The 18,958-nt window shown below is 36.8% G+C and carries 10 protein-coding genes; 9 read left to right on the forward strand and 1 reads right to left on the reverse strand.

Annotated features, from left to right (window positions below):
* The 7 genes from Q0W04_RS05175 to Q0W04_RS05205 all read left to right on the forward strand — a co-directional run.
* On the forward strand, positions 1–504 hold a 504-nt coding region (locus tag Q0W04_RS05175; RefSeq protein ID WP_298501035.1), incomplete at its 5' end, for a DUF2193 family protein.
* 9 nt (positions 505–513) lie between these two features.
* Positions 514–1,287, forward strand: a complete 774-nt coding sequence (locus tag Q0W04_RS05180; RefSeq protein ID WP_298501036.1) for an MIP/aquaporin family protein — start codon at positions 514–516, stop codon at positions 1,285–1,287.
* Positions 1,288–1,489: 202 nt separating this feature from the next.
* On the forward strand, positions 1,490–2,482 hold the full coding sequence (locus Q0W04_RS05185) for a hypothetical protein (RefSeq protein ID WP_298501038.1): 993 nt from the start codon (positions 1,490–1,492) through the stop codon (positions 2,480–2,482).
* 120 nt (positions 2,483–2,602) lie between these two features.
* Positions 2,603–3,421 carry a DUF368 domain-containing protein gene (locus Q0W04_RS05190; protein ID WP_298501054.1) on the forward strand — a complete coding sequence of 273 codons (819 nt, stop codon included), beginning with the start codon at positions 2,603–2,605 and terminating at the stop codon, positions 3,419–3,421.
* Between the two features lie 59 nt (positions 3,422–3,480).
* Positions 3,481–6,072 (forward strand): DEAD/DEAH box helicase, encoded by a 2,592-nt coding sequence (locus Q0W04_RS05195; protein ID WP_298501039.1) that lies wholly within the window; start codon positions 3,481–3,483, stop codon positions 6,070–6,072.
* Positions 6,073–6,077: 5 nt separating this feature from the next.
* The gene (locus Q0W04_RS05200; RefSeq protein WP_298501040.1) at positions 6,078–7,679 is read left to right on the forward strand and encodes a helicase HerA-like domain-containing protein; all 1,602 of its coding nucleotides are present in this window, start codon (positions 6,078–6,080) and stop codon (positions 7,677–7,679) included.
* Between the two features lie 8 nt (positions 7,680–7,687).
* Positions 7,688–8,179 carry a hypothetical protein gene (locus Q0W04_RS05205; protein WP_298501042.1) on the forward strand — a complete coding sequence of 164 codons (492 nt, stop codon included), beginning with the start codon at positions 7,688–7,690 and terminating at the stop codon, positions 8,177–8,179.
* On the opposite strand, the gene Q0W04_RS05210 is transcribed toward Q0W04_RS05205, so the two are convergent.
* Entirely contained in the window at positions 8,169–8,591 is a 423-nt protein-coding gene (locus tag Q0W04_RS05210; protein WP_298501044.1) for a DUF123 domain-containing protein, read from the reverse strand. The two genes, Q0W04_RS05205 and Q0W04_RS05210, sit on opposite strands and share 11 nt — an antisense overlap.
* An 85-nt stretch (positions 8,592–8,676) precedes the next feature.
* Here Q0W04_RS05210 and Q0W04_RS05215 point away from each other — a divergent pair, with 85 nt between their 5' ends.
* Both Q0W04_RS05215 and Q0W04_RS05220 read left to right on the forward strand, forming a co-directional pair.
* Positions 8,677–13,281 (forward strand): Ig-like domain repeat protein, encoded by a 4,605-nt coding sequence (locus Q0W04_RS05215; RefSeq protein ID WP_298501045.1) that lies wholly within the window; start codon positions 8,677–8,679, stop codon positions 13,279–13,281.
* A 122-nt stretch (positions 13,282–13,403) separates the two neighbouring features.
* Positions 13,404–18,830, forward strand: a complete 5,427-nt coding sequence (locus tag Q0W04_RS05220; RefSeq protein WP_298501046.1) for a C1 family peptidase — start codon at positions 13,404–13,406, stop codon at positions 18,828–18,830.
* Positions 18,831–18,958: the final 128 nt, after the last annotated feature.

An 18,958-nucleotide genomic window follows, 5' to 3' on the forward strand; every position in this document is an offset into this window, starting at 1 on the left:
TTTATATTGGAACTTGACGGATTTAACGCACCGATGGTTGTAGATCTGTTTTCAAAAAGATTCCACAACTTCGTACAGCAATATCCAACAAGGGGTGCAGCCGCCGAATTGCACAACTGTGACTTCATGGACATGATTTACAGAGGATTCAATGCCATTAGCGGCGCCCGTAAATTCAGGGCCGGCACCGGAGGAGAACTCGTGCCGAAAATCAATGGATTTGACGTTGACTTAAGCCCGATATTAGCTAATGAAACTGTAATGAATCCGCAAAGATACACATATCCTGCATGTGCAATAACAGTAAGGTTCTCATCCCTGATGAGACTTGCCGACTACCCATGTCTTTTGACTTCAGAACCTATTACAGCAACCATGATGACAAACATCATTGCGCTTAACAAAGGCGCTCCCGGTTCTCCTGTAAGGGGATGTAAAAACTGTGCTGCCGCATCTTTGGTTGACAACAAACACGAATACTGTCAATGGAGAGAATCCGTATAGGTGAGTTGGATGACTTGCAATATAAGAAAGAAATTCTTTGCAGAACTGTTGGGAACCTTTTTCCTTGTACTGTTCGGTACAGGATCTGCTGTTGCAACTCTTCTGATTTCAGATAGCATCGATCCTGGAAATGCGGGAATTGGTATTCTTGGTGGTTTGGGTGACTGGATTGCAATTGCGCTTGTGTTTGGTCTAACAGTAATGGTTTGTATTTACGTATTCGGTAAGATATCCGGTGCACATTTAAATCCGGCTGTAACAATCGGACTGCTTGTAACCAAAAACATAGATTTAATCGACAGCATCTACTATATAGTTGCGCAGGCCATTGGAGCATGTCTTGGAAGTTTGGCGCTATATCTTTTCATGGGCGCTTCAGCCGTAACAATCGGAGGACTTGGTGCCACTGCTCCTGGTGTTGGTGTAGGATATCTTCAGGCAATGTTTGCCGAATTTTTGGGAACATTCTTCCTTATGATGGTTGTAATGGGTGTTGCAGTCGATAAAAAGGCAGAACCTGGTTTTGCCGGAATATCAATAGGTATGACAGTGGCTGCAGTTATTGCTGTTTTAGGTGCATTTACCGGGGCATCAATTAACCCTGCACGTACATTTGGCCCATACCTGATGGACATGATTTTGGGAGGTCAAAACCTTTGGGGATTCTTCCCGATATATCTTGTCGGACCTATTCTCGGTGCAATCTGTGCTGCATTTGCTTATGCATACCTTGCAAAAGACAGTGGAGTCTGTGAACTTCCACAACCTTTCAATGATGAATAATTCATTTTGAATTATTCTCTTTTTTTTATTTTAATAATTATTTTACAAAGCTACATAATTTTTTTAAATTAAAAATAATATTTTAAACTTGCTTATTTTTTCTATAATGATGTAAATATTGCTTTAAATTAATATTAAAAGGTTTATATTATTTTAATTATAAATTAAAGAATAATTAATAATTTAAAGGAGGTTGGATTTTGTGGAATTTCACGAGGATATAATTTTTAAAATTCAGGGTCAGGAATATGGTCAGAAACTGATTGAAATCATTAATATTTCTGGAAAAATTGTTGAAGTTCATCCTACTGAATATACAATCATCGACCCAAAGATATATAAGCCTGACATGGTTTTTGAGCTTGAAGACAAGGTCATCATACTTGAATTTCAAAGTTCTCATGTCGATATTAATGACAAGAGGAGATTTAGATTCTACAGTGCTTTAATTGACAACGTTGCAATCAAATCTAAAAAAGATATTGAAGTGCATGTTTTAAGCACTGTTGAAGAGGCAGATACCAAGTGCTATTGTGTTAATTCGCAGTCTAGATTTCCAATATATATTCATTCTCTGAAAAATTATGATGCAAATCAATTTTTAAATAGGATGAATGTTAAAATAGAAAACAAGGAAAAATTTTCTAAAAAAGAATTATTGTTGATTGGCTTACTTTGTTTCATGAAATCAGAACTTGGAACTGATCAGTTGATATATGATTCTGCAATAACAATAACAAATATTCCTGGGTTGAATTCGGAAATAGGTCAGTTTGTAAAGGGAGTAATATTGTTGTTATGCGACAAATTTGTTAAAAATAAATCGTTGAATAAAACAATTTCAAATTTGGTGGGTGGAAATATGAAAATAATTGAGGATTATGCTCAAAGGAAGGTTGATGAGGCAAATAAAGAATTCCAAAAGACATTGCAGGCTAAAGATGAAGAATTGTCTATTAAAGATGAAGAATTGTCTATTAAAGATGATGAATTGTCCATTAAGGATAAGGAATTGTCTATTAAGGATGAAGCATTATCTATTAAAGATAAGGAGTTGGCCGCTAAGGATGAGAAGTTATTGGAATCTCAGCAAAAGATGGTTATTATCTTAAGTAATGAGGGTTATTCAACTAAGGATATTGTAAGACTTGCTGATGTCAGTTTGGATTTTGTAAATCAAACATTGGCCAAATAACCATTTGGTATCAAAATCTATTTAATGGTTATAATCAAATATTATAGTAATTACTTTTTAGGTGATAATTTGAATTTTAATCTTAAAGAAGCTATTTTGATATTTATTCGCGGAGTCCTGATGGGTTCTGCAGATATTGTTCCTGGCGTTTCTGGAGGGACAATAGCATTAATTACAGGCATTTATGCCCATTTAATCGAAGCAATTAGTAGAATCAAATTTGGATTTGTAAAACCCCTTCTAAAAGGAGACATCAATGGATTTATTGAAGGGCTGTTTGATGAAATTGATTTCAAATTCTTCATTCCGCTGGTTTTGGGTATAGGTATTGCGTTTTTAACCCTTGCTAAAGTGGTGACATTCTGTATGGACGCATATCCTGCATGGACATATTCATTTTTCCTGGGTCTGATTATAGCTTCAGCTGTTATTCTATTTAGAAGGCTTGAAAAAATAGATTTGAAAAATATTCTCTTTGCGATAATAGGTTTGGTTTTAACTTACATATTTGTAAGTCTGAATCCGATTGCAGCCAATCATTCACTGCCGATATTGTTCGTTTCAGGTATGATAGCAATTTGTGCAATGATTTTGCCTGGAATTTCAGGATCATTTTTATTGCTGCTTTTAGGCCAGTACAAATATATGCTGAATTCACTTCACACATTAAACATTGTTGAAATCATTGTTTTTGTCGTTGGTGCATTGATTGGAATTTTAGGATTTTCCAAAATCCTTAATTACCTGCTTAAAAACCATGAAGAGATTACAATGGCATTTCTGATTGGTGTAATGCTTGGCTCTCTTAGGGTTCCTGGTGCTGAAATCATCAACTCAGTAAGCGTTAATTTTGCAGGACTTTTCCCTTGCCTTCTTGTTGCAGTAATCGGTTTTGCTTTAATAATCATTCTGGAAACCAAATTCGACTACATGGAGTAGTTGAATTTTCATATTTTTTTTTAAAGATTTATTAACAACGAATAATATAATTAAGTACGATGCTAGTTTTAAAAAAGGTAAAAAAACAGTGGAGATTATATCCGATAGGTTCACCGAAAGGCGCTCTAAATCACAAAAGGGTTCCTGAATTTGTTGGAAACATTAAATTCAGCAATGATGGTGACTCACTTTCCATTTCCAGATTCATTGCCGATTATAATTTCAATGACAACTCCACTTTAAATGAAAAACTGCTTCCTCCTTCAGAAGTCATTAAATTGCTTCGCTCACAGGCGGTATTTCTGGCAACCAAAGATGAAAAGGTTGAAAAGTTTTTGAAATCACTTAACATTAAGGTAAGACGCACTCAGGTATGTGATTTCTGTGCCTTTGAAGGAAACATTACAATCGTGAATTCATCATATTCATATAAACACAACAATCAGCTCATTTGCAAGGATTGTGCCCATGATACAATCAAAGAGGAGTTGAAGCTTCAGGGATTTGACAGAGCAATTTTTAGAAACCTTGAAAAGACACTGGAAAAGACTGGAAGTCTTGAAAAAACATTATCAATATTATCTCCTCACTTTGATCCGCTGAAAAACAGAAACCTGACTCTTTTCGATAAGACCAAAAAGTCAAAGCACATCATTCCTCCAATTGACATGAAACGTTTAAAGATAGACAATGACTTTAAACAGGTGCTTCTTGACTCGGGCAACACCAAACTGCTTCCCGTTCAGTATCTGGCCATTAAGGAAGGGCTTTTAAAGGGAGAGGATTTGCTTGTCGTAAGCGCAACAGGTTCCGGAAAGACTCTGGTAGGAGAGCTTGCAGGAATCACCGAAGCCCTTAAAGGCAGGAAATTCGTGTTTTTAACCCCTCTGGTGGCGCTTGCCAATCAGAAATACAGGGATTTTAAAAGGAAATACTCTGGATTGGGTCTGAAGGTTGCAATTAAAGTTGGCAGAAATCGTGTAAAGGCAAAAGGTGAGCTTAATCTTCCTGACAGTGATGTATCCAAGGCGGACATTGTTGTTGCAACCTATGAGGGAATAGATTATCTTTTAAGAAACGGCAACTCATCATCATTATCCGATTTGGGAGTTGTTCTGATTGATGAAATTCATATGATTGATGATGAAGACCGTGGAACACGTCTCAATGGTCTTATCAAACGTTTGAAGCTATTGTATCCTAAAACCCAAATAATCGGTCTTTCCGCTACAGTCAAAAACCCTGAATTTCTGGCATCTGAATTTAACATGAAGCTGGTCAAGTATGATGAGCGTCCGGTTCCTTTGGAAAGACATTTGGTTTATGTCAGAAACGAATCCCAAAAGAGGCATATCATGCAGAAACTGGTTCAAAGGGAATTCAATACCAAATCCAAAAAGGGATTCAGAGGCCAGACTATCATATTTACAAATTCAAGGCGCAAAACCCATCAGATTACAAACTTTCTGACAAACAAAAGGGTCAACGCAAGAGCATATCACGCAGGATTGTCCTATTATAAAAAGGAAAAGATTGAAAAGGACTTTGACAGGGGAAAGATTTCATGTGTGGTAACAACTGCGGCCCTTGCGGCAGGTGTTGACTTTCCGGCATCCCAGGTAATATTCGATTCGCTGGTAATGGGAAACAAATGGATAAATCCGAATGAGTTCTCGCAAATGCTCGGGCGTGCAGGAAGACCTTCCTATCATGACCGTGGAATAGTATACCTGCTTCCTGAAGTTGGCAACGATTTTGCAGGTGAATCCGAAGAGGCAATGGCATTGGACCTTTTGGAAAGCAACAGTGAAGACGTATACATAGAATATGATGAGCAGTCCGCCTATGAGCAGATTCTGGCTGATATCTCGTCGACTTCAATAAAATCGATGGACGGTTTGAATAAGTTTTATAAAAATATTGATGTACCTGTAAGTATAAAGATAGCTATTGACGATATGTGTGAACTTGGTCTTGTTGAGAAAAGCCCTAACGGCAGGCTTGAAGTTACAAAGTACGGCAGGGCAACATCAGTATCCTTTTTATCGATTGAGGATGCGGAGTTCATCAAAAATACTTTAAACGATTACAATTATCTTAAACGTTATGTCGGCCTCTCGCCGATGTATAAAAAAAAGGATAAGTATGACAAATTGAAAGTGCTGATATTGGCGGTGGCTATGGATTTGGAGATGTTTGAAAACGCATATCTTTCAAGCGTTATCCACAATCAGATTGCAAATGCCCTGAAAATCAAATTTTCAACAAGACTGTTTGCAGAGTCCACTTTGGATATCATCTCTTCAGGTGAAGCGATTGAAAAGGTTGACAAGAAATTCCAGGATGCGCTTATTGCTCTTCAAAGCGATTTCATGCAGTGCAGATGTCAGGACAGGCCGTTCTGTTCTTGCATGCAGAGAGGAATTTCCGAGGTAATCATTCATGAGCGTCTAAAGGGACGTGACCCGCAGGACATATCAAACAAGCTGTTTAGAAAGTATCAGATTCAAGTCTATCCTGGAGACATTTTCTCATGGCTGGACAATTTCATTAAAAACTTGGATGCAATCAAAAGAATTGCAAAGGCTTACAGACGACAGAATATTGTTAAAAAAACTAATTGGTTAATTAAGAAAATAGAAAACGGGTGAAAAAGATGTATGCAGAAGATAAAATATTGATTGGATGTAATGAAAACGTTAATGTCTCATTATCACCAAAACTTGCCAACCGTCATGGTTTGATAGCAGGTGCAACTGGAACCGGTAAAACAATAACACTCAAGACACTGGCTGAATCCTTCTCCGATTTGGGTGTTCCTGTATTTTTAGCTGACATGAAGGGGGACATTTCAGGACTTGCCAAATTGGGTTCTGAAACAGAAAAAATCAAAACAAATGTTGAAAAGTATCATCTCGCAGAAATGGGATTCAAATATCAGGCATATCCTGTTGAATTTTGGGACCTTTTCGGAGCCAAAGGATTGCCTATTAGAGTGACATTGTCTGAAATGGGTCCGGTTTTGCTTTCCAAAATTCTAAACCTGTCTGAAGCACAGCAAGGTGTTTTGAATATAATATTCAGGGTTGCTGATGAGGAATCACTTCTAATCATTGACCTGAAAGACTTAAAGGCAATGATTAATCACGTTGTTGAAAACAAGGACAAATATGAAAGCCAATATGGTGCAATAGCTGAAAAATCAGCCAATACCATTTTAAGAAGCCTTCTCACTCTTGAAGATCAGGGTGGAAACGATTTCTTCGGCGAACCCGCACTTGACTTGAATGACTTCATGAAGGTCGATGACAACGGAAAAGGCATAATCAATATTTTGGATGCTCAAAAGTTATCCCTTTCTCCTGAAATATACTCCACATTTTTACTCTGGATGCTTTCCGAGCTGTTTGAAAACCTGCCTGAAGTGGGCGACATGGATAAGCCTAAATTCGTGTTCTTCTTTGATGAGGCACACCTTTTGTTTGATGACATGCCTGAAGAGTTTGCCAAAAAGGTAGAACAGATTGTCAGATTAATCCGTTCTAAAGGAGTGGGATTATATTTCATTTCACAGTCTCCTGCCGATATTCCTGATGATATTCTTGCCCAATTGGGTAACAGGGTCCAGCATGCACTTCATGCATACACTCCAAAAGATCAGAAGGCAGTAAAGGTTGCTGCAGAAACATTCAGACCAAATCCTGAGTTCAGCACTGCCGATGTAATATCCGAGCTTGGAATCGGGCAGGCATTGGTGTCTGTTCTCGATGAAAAGGGAGTTCCTGGAATTGTCGAAAAGGTCGACATTGTACCTCCGCAAAGTTATATTGGTGCAATTGACGATACAATGAGATCAGAACTGATTAATCTCTCAGAACTTAAGCCTAAATACGGTGAAGCTGTTGACGGACTTTCCGCTTATGAAATGCTTCTTGAAAAAATCGATTCCAATCCTAACATAGAAAGTGAAGTGGCAGCAGTTGATAAGGAAATCATTGAAGAGGTAAAAGCTCAGGAACCGGCTCCTGAAGTTGTCCCGGAAGCACCGCAACAGGAAGCTCCGGCACAGGGAGCAGAATCTGTTTTGGGAGATCTTTTAGGAACAGTTTTAGGTGGCGGACAACCTGCAGGCGGCAAGAAAACCAAAAAATCAGCACAACAGAAAATGGTTGAAAAGGCAGCTACACAGGCAATGAACACCGCCGCACGTGAAGTTACAAAAGGAATAATGAGAGGAATCTTCGGACAAATGAAATAGGTGGTAAAATGGCACATCCCCATGTAAATGCGATAGAAAACATGAATGCATCCTCTTTAATAGGAATTATTGAAGAGTCAAAGATGACATATGTCAGGGAAAATCTAAGCATATCTCTTCATGAGTCACAGGTGAAACTCTTAAAACAAGTCAAAAAGCACGAAAAGCCTCATCACAAACGGATTCGCATAAGACAGTTCGAAAAGGCGCAAAAGGATGATTTGTTCAACCTTCATCTGGGATTGTATCTTAAAAAATATCAGAAATTGGCCAAAAAGGGACTAATCGAAGTCGATGAGGCACCGGATAAGGGTCTTGCCTATGACTGCAGCCTTACTGATAAGGGAGTTGAGATTCTGGATGAAATCTCTGAGCTTGAAAGCGAATGGGAAGATGTTGTAGGTGTAAGTGAAGCTGATTTGGATGCATTAAGAAATCTTGCCCTCAATTCATTTGAAATTTCCTATAACCACAAGAAAAAACGGGGATTCATTTTCTAAAATGTTCAAATTCCATGGCTATTGAATCATATGCATTTTCCACACATTCAATAGCTTCATTTTTTGTTTTAAAATAATAAAGATGGCTTTCACAATCACAGTCTGTGCATCCGAAGTCTTTAATGCCTTCTGTTTGCATGGATAGGTATTGTGACAGCTCACATTCTATTTTTCTCTCCGATCTGTTATAGATTATATCTGTTATTTCGCTATTTTTCAAAAGGTAGTCAACATGCCAGTGCATCTTTTTTTCATCGCTCAAATGTCTTTTCAATCTTGATTTGAGTGAATTCATTGCTGAGCCAACATAAACGTAATTGCCTTTCTTAAAACTGATTTTTCCCAATCTTTTACCAATTTCAATCTCTTTTTTCTGATTTAAATGAATTATTAAACAGTAACATCCTTTCATAATCTGAACTTCTTTTAGACTTTACTTAATTTTTTATATGAATTGGTACATAAATAAATATAATTAAAACTATTGAGGGATTGACTTGACAAAATTAGTAAATAAATTCATTTTACTTTTTTCACTTATGGTTCTTCTGATGATTATTCCGGCATCATTTGCTTTGGATGATGATGCCGGATTGTCATGTGATGAATCTGCAGATGTTGAGAACAGTACAATTTCTGTCAGTGAAAATGACATGTTAAAAGGTACGGCTGATTATTATTTTGATGCATCAGCTGAAAATGATGGTGATGGGACTTTAAACAGTCCGTATAAATATCTGAAGTCAAAAAGAATTGTGAATAATTCCACTATTCACCTGGCAAACGGTGAATATGAACTTGATTATGATTCAGTGTTTGAATATGTAAATTTCATAGGCAGTGATGTGGATAAGACTGTTATCTCCTCCAAGGATTTAGGTTTTTTCATTAACGGTTCTGCAACAATTAAAAACATTACCTTTTTGGGTTTAGGGATTGTAAATATGGGAAACCTCACTGCTACAAATTCAATTTTTGCAGGAAGTGACGGTACTTATGACGGATATGGCAATTTTCTTGGCGGAGCCATTTTAAGTGATGACGGTTCAGTTTTAACCGTTAGCAACTGTAAATTCATGGACAATAATGCGACAGCGGGTGGTGCCATTTACATGTCCAGAGGTGTTCTTGATGTTAGTGATTCCATTTTCATCAGAAACAGGGCATACAGTTATGGTGGTGCCATTGCATGTGACTATGACACTCGAGTAAAAATTTCAAAATCAAAATTCTATGACTCATCATCCGTTGACGATGCCGGAGGCGCAATCTACATTAAAGCTTCCACATTCGCTGCCAGTGATTTGGAAATCATAAATTCCTCCGCCACATTTGGAGGAGCAATAACAACCCTGGGCACTGATGTTAGCTTAAACGGCATTAAATGCATTAACAGCACTGCTGAATGGGATGGAGGGGCAATTTATCATATGTATGGTGATTTCACCCTGACACTTTCCGATTTTGAAAACAATAATGCATTGAATGGTGGTGCATTATATATTGTCAATTCAAATGCCCTCAATGTCGAAAACAATAAGTTTTATTATAATAACGCATCATGTGCAGGGGCAGTCTATTGCCTTTTAGACACATTCGTTGTTTCTCTTGAAAACAATGTATTTCTGGGAAATACTGCTGAGGTTAATGACACATTTTGGATAACTGATGAATTCAACTTAAACATTGGAAATGGTGATTATGCGATGTATAATGTTATTCCAGTTTATGTTGACAAATTCCCAAGCAGATACAGTCTGGTTGATGAGGGTTATGTTACAAGCGTTAAGGATCAGGCAAAAGGAGGTAACTGTTGGGCATTTGCTGCACTTGCAGCTTTGGAGTCATGTATCCTTAAGGCATCCAATGTCACATATGATTTTTCCGAAGAAAACCTCAAAAACCTGATGGGTCTTTATTCTATTTATGGATATGAGGATGATACCAATGATGGAGGACGTCCTTACATGGCATGGGGATATCTTTCAAGTTGGTTAGGTCCTGTTTATGATGCAGATGACGAATATAATGACATGTCCACTTTATCTGCAGTATTTGACAGTATTGTCCATGTTCAAAATATTCTGTTTTTGAATCGGGACAATTTCACAGACAATGATGCAATTAAGGAGGCATTAATGAAATATGGTGCTGTTGCATCTTCAATGTATTCGGATGAGGATTTATTTGATGATGTTCATCACAGCTATTATTGTGAGGATGAATATTCATCCAATCATGCTGTAACCATTGTCGGATGGGATGATGATTTTCCGGCAAGCAATTTCACTTTTACTCCTCCAGGAGATGGGGCATGGATTATTAAGAATAGCTGGGGTACAACCGAAGATGATGACGGCTATTTCTATCTTTCCTATTATGATGGAAGTTTTACATTTACTTCTCAAAGAACATATACATTTATACTCAACGATACTGTCAGGTTCGATAAGAACTATCAGTATGACATTGCAGGTAAAACCAATGAAATGTATTATGAGGGCTATTCCAATCTGTTGTATAAAAATGTCTTCACTGCAAGCGACAATGAATTTTTAGCTGCCGTTTCAACATACTTTGTGAATTTAACAGACTGGACAGTTACAATTAATGTGAATGGCGAATCTAAAGCATTTAAATCAGGAACTTCCAATCCTGGATATTATACCATTAATTTGGATGACCTTATTGCTATAAAAAAGGGTGATGTTTTTGAGGTAATATTCAATGTAACTTCCCAAGGCAATGCGTTCATTCCAATTTCAGAAGCAAAGGATTTAAATAATGACATTTACTCTGCCGGAATGTCTTATGAAAGTTTGAATGGTGGTAAAACATGGATGGATCTCTATGCAGATGAATTGTATGCCAATGACGGAGCGGTGGCATGCATTAAGGCATTTACAATATTAAATCCTATTGAGACATTCCTGAGTTTGTATTTCGAGCAGGAGGCTGAAAATCTCATAAACATTATCGCAACAGTCGTTGATGAGGACGGAAACCCTGTTGAACACGGTCATGTAATCCTTAATTTAGATGGTGTCGATTATTTATTTAACCTCACAAACGGAATTGTCGGCATACAGTACAGCTTCAAAGGCGATTCAAAATACGTTTCAGCCAGTTTTGATGCTCCAGGATATTCCCATTCATTTAATGAAGCAATAGTTGATTTTTCAAAAACAAAAGTGACTTTGAATCTTGATATTTCACAGGAATTGTATGACGCTAGCCTGCTTATATCATGTTCAAATATCATCAATGAAACCGTAATTGTTGAAATTAATGATAATCCTTTCAATTACAGACTTGTCAACGGTAGGCTAAAGCTTGTGTTGGAAGACCTTTCAAATGGCGTTTATGACATTGACGTTTACCTTCCTCAAACTTCCATCTATGAGTGTGATGCTTTAACAGATTCATTTGTGGTTGATGTACACAAAACACAGATAATTGCAAAAGATTTGAAATTCAGCGAAAGAGACATGAAAATATTGAACGTCACATTGCTTGATGATGTGGGAAATCCTTTAAGCGGCAGTCTGATTAACATTACTGTTGGAGGATACTCATTCAGCGGATTCAGCGATGTCAATGGAGTTTATTGCCTTCCATTGATGTTGGATGTGGGAAATTATGTCTGCAGCATCAGATACGATGGGGATGACAGTCATATAAAGTCAGCTGCAACAATAATTATCAATGTTGATAAATTCACCAAAAACTCAAGTCAGGTTCTAATTAGCATTGGCAAAGCCGAAATAGGAAAAGATGTTGATTTGGATATCTATGTTCCTAATGCAACAGGTGATGTGCTTGTAATATATGATGGTGGAAGCAATCAGTTCCCATTGGATGAAAATGGTTATTGTCCAGTGGTTATTGATAAAATTAGTGCTGGTGAGCATGTTTTGGATGTAATATATCTTGGTGATGAAAACCATGAAATGTCCAACAGTTCGGAAATAATTTATGTAAACAAACTTCCAAGCAAAATCGCTCTGGCGGTAAGCGGACCAATAATCGGTGCAGACACTACAATCGGAATTGAAGTATCAGGTGCAACAGGAAACGTTCTTGTATTTGTTGACGGCGTAAGATATAGCAGGACTCTTGACAATGGAAAAACCCAATTGAGCGTGCCAAGCCTTGCTGTGGGTAATCACGATATTGTCGTTGTTTATGTGGGTGATGAGACATATGAATCATCATACGCAAACATGGTTGTCAATGGAACAGCTTTAGAAAGTAGATTCACAGGCATTACAGTTTCAGGCAGTGGAGAAATCAATGCAATTTTAGTCGATGAGAGTGGAAGACCAATTTCAAATGCAGATATTGACTATACCATTAATGGAGCCAAGTTTAAAACCACTACAAACAGGGCAGGTCAGCTTACAATCCAGGCAGACTCAAATACCGTTGTGGAGATTTCCTATAAGGGGACCAATTGGATATTGCCATCTGATATTTCACTGACCTTAAAGGATCTTGTAAAACCTAGACAGGCCACAAATGTAATCGGTAAGGACTACACACAATATGCCGTTGAATATGGTATAGGCGAGCGCGGTGGAAACTTCACAGTGCAGCTGGTAGACCAAAACGGCAAACCGTTAGCCAATAAAATTGTTTATATAGGATATAACGGAAAATGCCTCAACCGTACAACCGACAGCAAAGGATTTGCAAGCGTTCAGATTAACCTTGCTTCCGAAAACAGATTGACATTTGCAGTGGCATTTTTAGGAGATGAAGACTACAATGCAACCATGTCAGTATATCTGGTTACAATAAACAAAAAGCCTGTAACAATCAGCGCTCCTACAAAAACATTCAAGGCAAGTGCAAAAACAAAATCCTACACTGTAACATTAACTACAGTCAAGGCAGCTGACGGCAAGACCTACTTCGGTTCAGGTAAAGCTGTAACATTGAGTGTTGGCGGCAAGACATACTCTGCAAAAACCAATGCTAACGGTCAGGCAACCTTTAAACTTAACTTAAACAAGAAGGGAACCTATTCCGCTACTGTCAATTATGCCGGAGACGGTACATATGCTGCGGCTAAGGTAACAACAAAAATTAAAATCAATTAGTGGGATTTAAGCCCCCACTATCTTTTTTTTCTTTTAGTTTTTCATTTTAAATTAAAATATAATTAATATTTTATAGTCTTTCAAATAAAAATATAGAATAATTAAAACTTTGAGGGATTATTTTGTTTAAAAGAAAAAATAAATTCGTTTTATTTTTTTCACTGATTGTTCTATTGATGGTCATTCCAGTATCTTTTGCTTCAACCAATGGCACTGATTTGGCATTGGATGTTGAAAGTCCAGTAGTTTCCATCAGTGAAGAGGATATGTTGAAAGCATCAAACGATTATTACTTTGATGCATCGCTTGAAAATGATACAGGTGACGGTTCACTTGAAAAACCTTATAAATATTTAACTGCAGATAGAATCAAGGCGAATTGCAATATTCACTTGGCAAACGGCAGATATGATTTGGATAGTTCAAAAAATATTGAACTGGTTAGCATAATAGGTCATGACGCTGATAAAACTGTCATCGCTTATGGCGGTCAAGGTTTTATCGTTAAAAATTCATTAACGCTTCAAAATGTCACATTGCTTGACTGTACCATTCAAAATCGTGGAAAAATCACAGCTACCAACACCATTTTTTCTCAGGGTATCGGTGGCAGTGATTCCTATGGAAACCGATATGGTGGGGCAATTTATAATAATGAAAATTATGAAAATACTGTTTTAACAATCAGCAATTGCACTTTCACAGATAACTATGCCACATATGGTGGAGCCATTTACATGATTTATGGAACTCTGGATGTTTCCAATTCAGTTTTCATTGGAAACTCAGCATACAGCTATGGTGGTGCAATTGCATGTGACTACGCTAATAAAGTAACTATTTCAAAATCCAAGTTTTATAATTCATCATCCCTCATTGATGCCGGCGGCGCAATTTATATAAAGGATTCCGAGTTTTCAGGCAATACTTTGGAATTTGTCAACTCCAGTGCAAATTATGGTGGAGCAATCACCACTTTAAAGACCACTGTGGATTTAAGCAATATCCACTGTCTTAATAGCTCTGCAGTATTTGACGGCGGTGCAATATATCATATGTATGGAAATTTCACATTAACAGGTTCCAATTTACAATACAATCATGCATTGAACGGTGGAGCATTATTTGCTGTTAAATCCGGTGCCCTCAATGTTAAAAACAACAGGTTTGAGCATAATAATGCATCATGTGCCGGTGCAGTCTATTCTCTTTTAAACACACTTGAAGTTTCTCTTACAAATTACAACTGGTATTTGGATAATACTGCCGAAATAAATAAGGATGTATATGTAACCGATAAGTTTAATCTAAACCTTGGAAACGGCAGTTATGCCATGTTTAAAGTTAATCCCTCATCAGTTGGTGACCTGCCCAGCAAATTCAGTCTTGTTGATGAAGGTTATGTTACAGTTGCAAAGGATCAAAAGAACGGCGGGAACTGTTGGGCTTTTGCACCGGTTACTGCCCTGGAATCATGTATCCTAAAGATTTCAAATGTCACCTATGATTTTTCAGAAGAAAACATAAAAAATCTGATGGCTTTATATTCCAATTATGGATGGGATCATAATTACGGAGTAACTCTCGATACCAATAATGGTGGGTTCGATATGATGTCTTGGGCTTATCTTTCAAGTTGGTTGGGCCCTATAAATGATATGGATGATGTATATGATGCCTTATCCACATTATCTCCAGTTTTTAACAGTATTGTTCATGTTCAAAATATAGTGGATGTAACTCCTAAATATTCTGGTGACAGGGATACAATCAAGACGGCTTTAATGAAATACGGTGCTGTAGTTACTGCAATGTATTATAATTATAATTATTATAATTTCAATACACACAGCTATTGGTATAAGGATGATTACTCACCAAATCATGCTGTAACAATTGTCGGATGGGATGATAATTACTCCAAATCAAACTTTAAATCAGGAAGTAGCATTGAAGGTGATGGAGCATGGATTGTAAGAAACAGTTGGGGTTCAGATTGGGGAGATAAAGGTGATTTTTATATTTCATATTATGATAATATTTTCTTAAATCCTCAAAGGGCAATTGCATATACTTTCATTTTAAACGATACCATTGCCCTTGACAAGAATTATCAGTATGACATTGCAGGTGTGACAGATTATTTCTACAATGCTCCTTCAAGTGTTCTCTATAAGAATCTATACACATCAACCGATGATGAGTTTTTGGCAGCGGTTTCAACATACTTTGAAAAATTAACCAATTGGACTGTAACAGTTAAGGTAAATGGAGAGTTTAAGACTTTCAAATCTGGAATTTCCAATTCAGGCTATTATACATTTTACTTGGATGAGTTTGTACCTCTTAAAAAGGGTGATATTTTTGAAGTGATATTTAATATTACAACTGACGGCAGTGCAGGTTTTCCAATTTCAGAAGCTGTAGCACTAACCAGTAAAATTTATTCAGCAGGCACCTCTTATGCAAGTTGGGATGGTGAAAATTGGGTTGATTTATATGATTTTGAATTTAAGTATTCCAGTCATTCATATAATTCACAGGTTGCCTGCATTAAAGCGTTTACATTCTTAAATCCGATTGAAACATCTTTAAGCTTGAATATTTCCTATAATCTTACAAATCCTGTAAACATTACAGTTACTGTAATTGATCAGTATGGGAATCTGGTCAGCTATGGTAATGTTACATTAAATTTAAGTGGTATTGAATATGTCTTAAACCTTTCTGATGGTAAAGCCAGCATGCGATATGACTTTGAAAAGGTTTCAAATAATGTATCTGCTGTTTTTGGTGCTGTCGGTTATTCACCATCCTATGCTGAAGACAGTGTTGTTTTTCCAAAAACAAAAGTTGATTTGGATTTGGAAATATTTCAGACATTAAATGATGCTGTATTGGACATAACATGTCTTAATGAAATTAATGCAACATTAATTATTAATATAAACGATAAATCTTCCGAATCAAGGTTAATCAACGGTAAAACCAGAATCAATCTAATCAATCTTTCCAATGGTGTTTATAATATTAATATTACTCTTCCGGTTGATTCAATTTATGAATGTGAGGATATAATTGACTCATTTGTTGTAAATGTCAGCAAAACACGAATAATTGCAGATGATTTGACATTTGGAGAAAGGGAAGTTGGAAAATTGAATGTCACATTGGTTGATGAAAACTCCAATCCTTTAGCCAATCGTTTGTTAAACTTCAAATTGGGAAATTACTCATTTATCGGCATCAGCGATGAAGAGGGCAAATATACTCTTCCTCTTTTCTTGGAAAATGGTGAATATGGGTGTTATGTTGAATTTAATGGGGACAATAATCATTTCAAATCCAATGCAACAGTAAATATCAGTGTTGAGAAATTCATTAAGGAACCTACACGGGTGCTGATTAATCTCACTGACGCTAAAGTTGGTGACGATGTCAATGTTGGTATTCGTGTTTTGAATGCTTCTGGTGATGTTCTTGTTATGTTTGATGGTGTCAGCAGTCGTGTTTCTTTAGATGATAATGGTTCTGCTGTTTTTGTTGTTGAGAGTATTGGTGCTGGCGGGCATGTTTTGGATGTTGTTTATCTTGGAAGTGACATTTATGAAATGTCAAATGCCAGTGAGGTTATTGAGGTTTCTAAGTTGTCCAGTAATGTTAATTTGACTGTTGGTTCTGCTGTTGTTGGTGGGGATGTTGATGTAGTTATTAACGTTCCTGGTGCCAGTGGTGATGTTTTAGTCATGTTTGATGGTGTCAGCAGTCGTGTTTCTTTAGATGATAATGGTTCTGCTGTTTTTGTTGTTGAGAGTATTGGTGCTGGCGGGCATGTTTTGGATGTTGTTTATCTTGGAAGTGACATTTATGAAATGTCAAATGCCAGTGAGGTTATTGAGGTTTCTAAGTTGTCCAGTAATGTTAATTTGACTGTTGGTTCTGCTGTTGTTGGTGAGGATGTTAATGTTGATATTTGTGTTTTGAATGCTTCTGGTGATGTTCTTGTCATGTTTGATGGGGTCAGTAATCGTGTTTCTTTAGATGAGAATGGCACTGCTGGTTTTGTCATTGAAAGTATTGGTGCTGGTAGTCATGTTTTGGATGTTGTTTATCTTGGTAGTGATGTTTATGAGGTGTCTAACGCTAGTGCTTCCATTATTGTTTCTAAGTTGTCCAGTGATGTTAATTTGACTGTTGGTTCTGCTGTTGTTGGTGAGGATATTGATGTAGTTATTAGTGTTCCTGGTGCTAGTGGGGATGTTCTTGTTATGTTTGATGGGGTCAGTAATCGTGTTTCTTTAGATGAGAATGGCACTGCTAGCTTTGTCATTGAAAAGATAGGTGTTGGCAGACATGTTTTGGATGTTGTTTATCTTGGAAGCGACATTTATGAAATGTCAAATGCCAGTGAGGTCATTGATGTTTCTAAACTGACCAGTGATATCAAATTGACAATTGGAGATATAAAAATTGGTATTGATACGCCAATAAGCATTGAAATTCCTGGAGCAACTGGGGAAGTTCACATCTATTTTGATGAAAATGAAACAGTAAGACAACTGACTGATGGAAAAACTGATTTTAATGTGTCAGGTCTTGCAGTTGGAAACCATAATATCCATATAATTTATTTGGGTGATGATACTCATGATTGGGCTTATTTAAATAAGTTCATACCTGCCAGTGCAATTTCAAGCAGATTTACAAACATGACAGTTGATGGTAAAGGATTGATTTCTGCTGTTTTGGTTGACGGATTTGGAAACATTGTCCCTAATGCAGAAATAATCTATAAAATTGCAAACACTACTTATTCCAATTTCACTGATGAAAATGGGGAATTTGCGATTAAGATTAACTCAAATGCTGTTGTTGAGATTAATTATTGTGGCGATGATTTGATTTTACCGGCTGATATTGCAATTACAATAAACAATCTTGCTCCAATCAGATCATCTACAACTGTTGTTGGAGACAATTACACACAACCTGCAATTGAATATAAACTAGGTGAACGTGGAGGTAACTTCACAGTACAATTGCTTGACCAAAACGGCAAGCCGCTATCCAATAAAACAGTCTACATTGGATATAACGGTAAATGTCTTGAAAGAACTACTGATGAAAACGGATTTGCTAGGGTGCAAATTAATCTTGTGGCTGAAAACAGATTGACTTTTGCTGTTGCGTTCCTTGGTGATGAATACTACAATGCAACAATGTCTGTATATCTGATTACAATAACCAAAAAGGCCGTTAAAATTGATGCTCAGCCAAAAACATACAAGGCAAGTGCAAAAACCAAATCATACACAGTAACATTAACTACTGATAAAAATCAATTTGATGGTAAAACATACTTTGGTGAAGGTAAAAAGGTTACAATGACTGTCAACGGCAAAACATACTCTGCAAAAACTGACAGTAACGGTCATGCAACATTCAAACTAAATATGTCCAAAAAGGGAACTTATTCTGCCACCATTAGCTATGCAGGGGACAATACTTATGCTTCTGCAAAATCAACCGCCAAAATAACAATTAATTAGGAAGATTAATTCTTCCATTCATTATTTTTTTTCAAACAGACTTTAAAGTTTATATAATGTAATTAACATAAATATTTAACATAATTTAATATTTTATTAAAATAGGTTGGTATTATTGTGTTAAATAA

Source organism: uncultured Methanobrevibacter sp. (assembly GCF_947170395.1).
GTDB lineage: Archaea > Methanobacteriota > Methanobacteria > Methanobacteriales > Methanobacteriaceae > Methanocatella.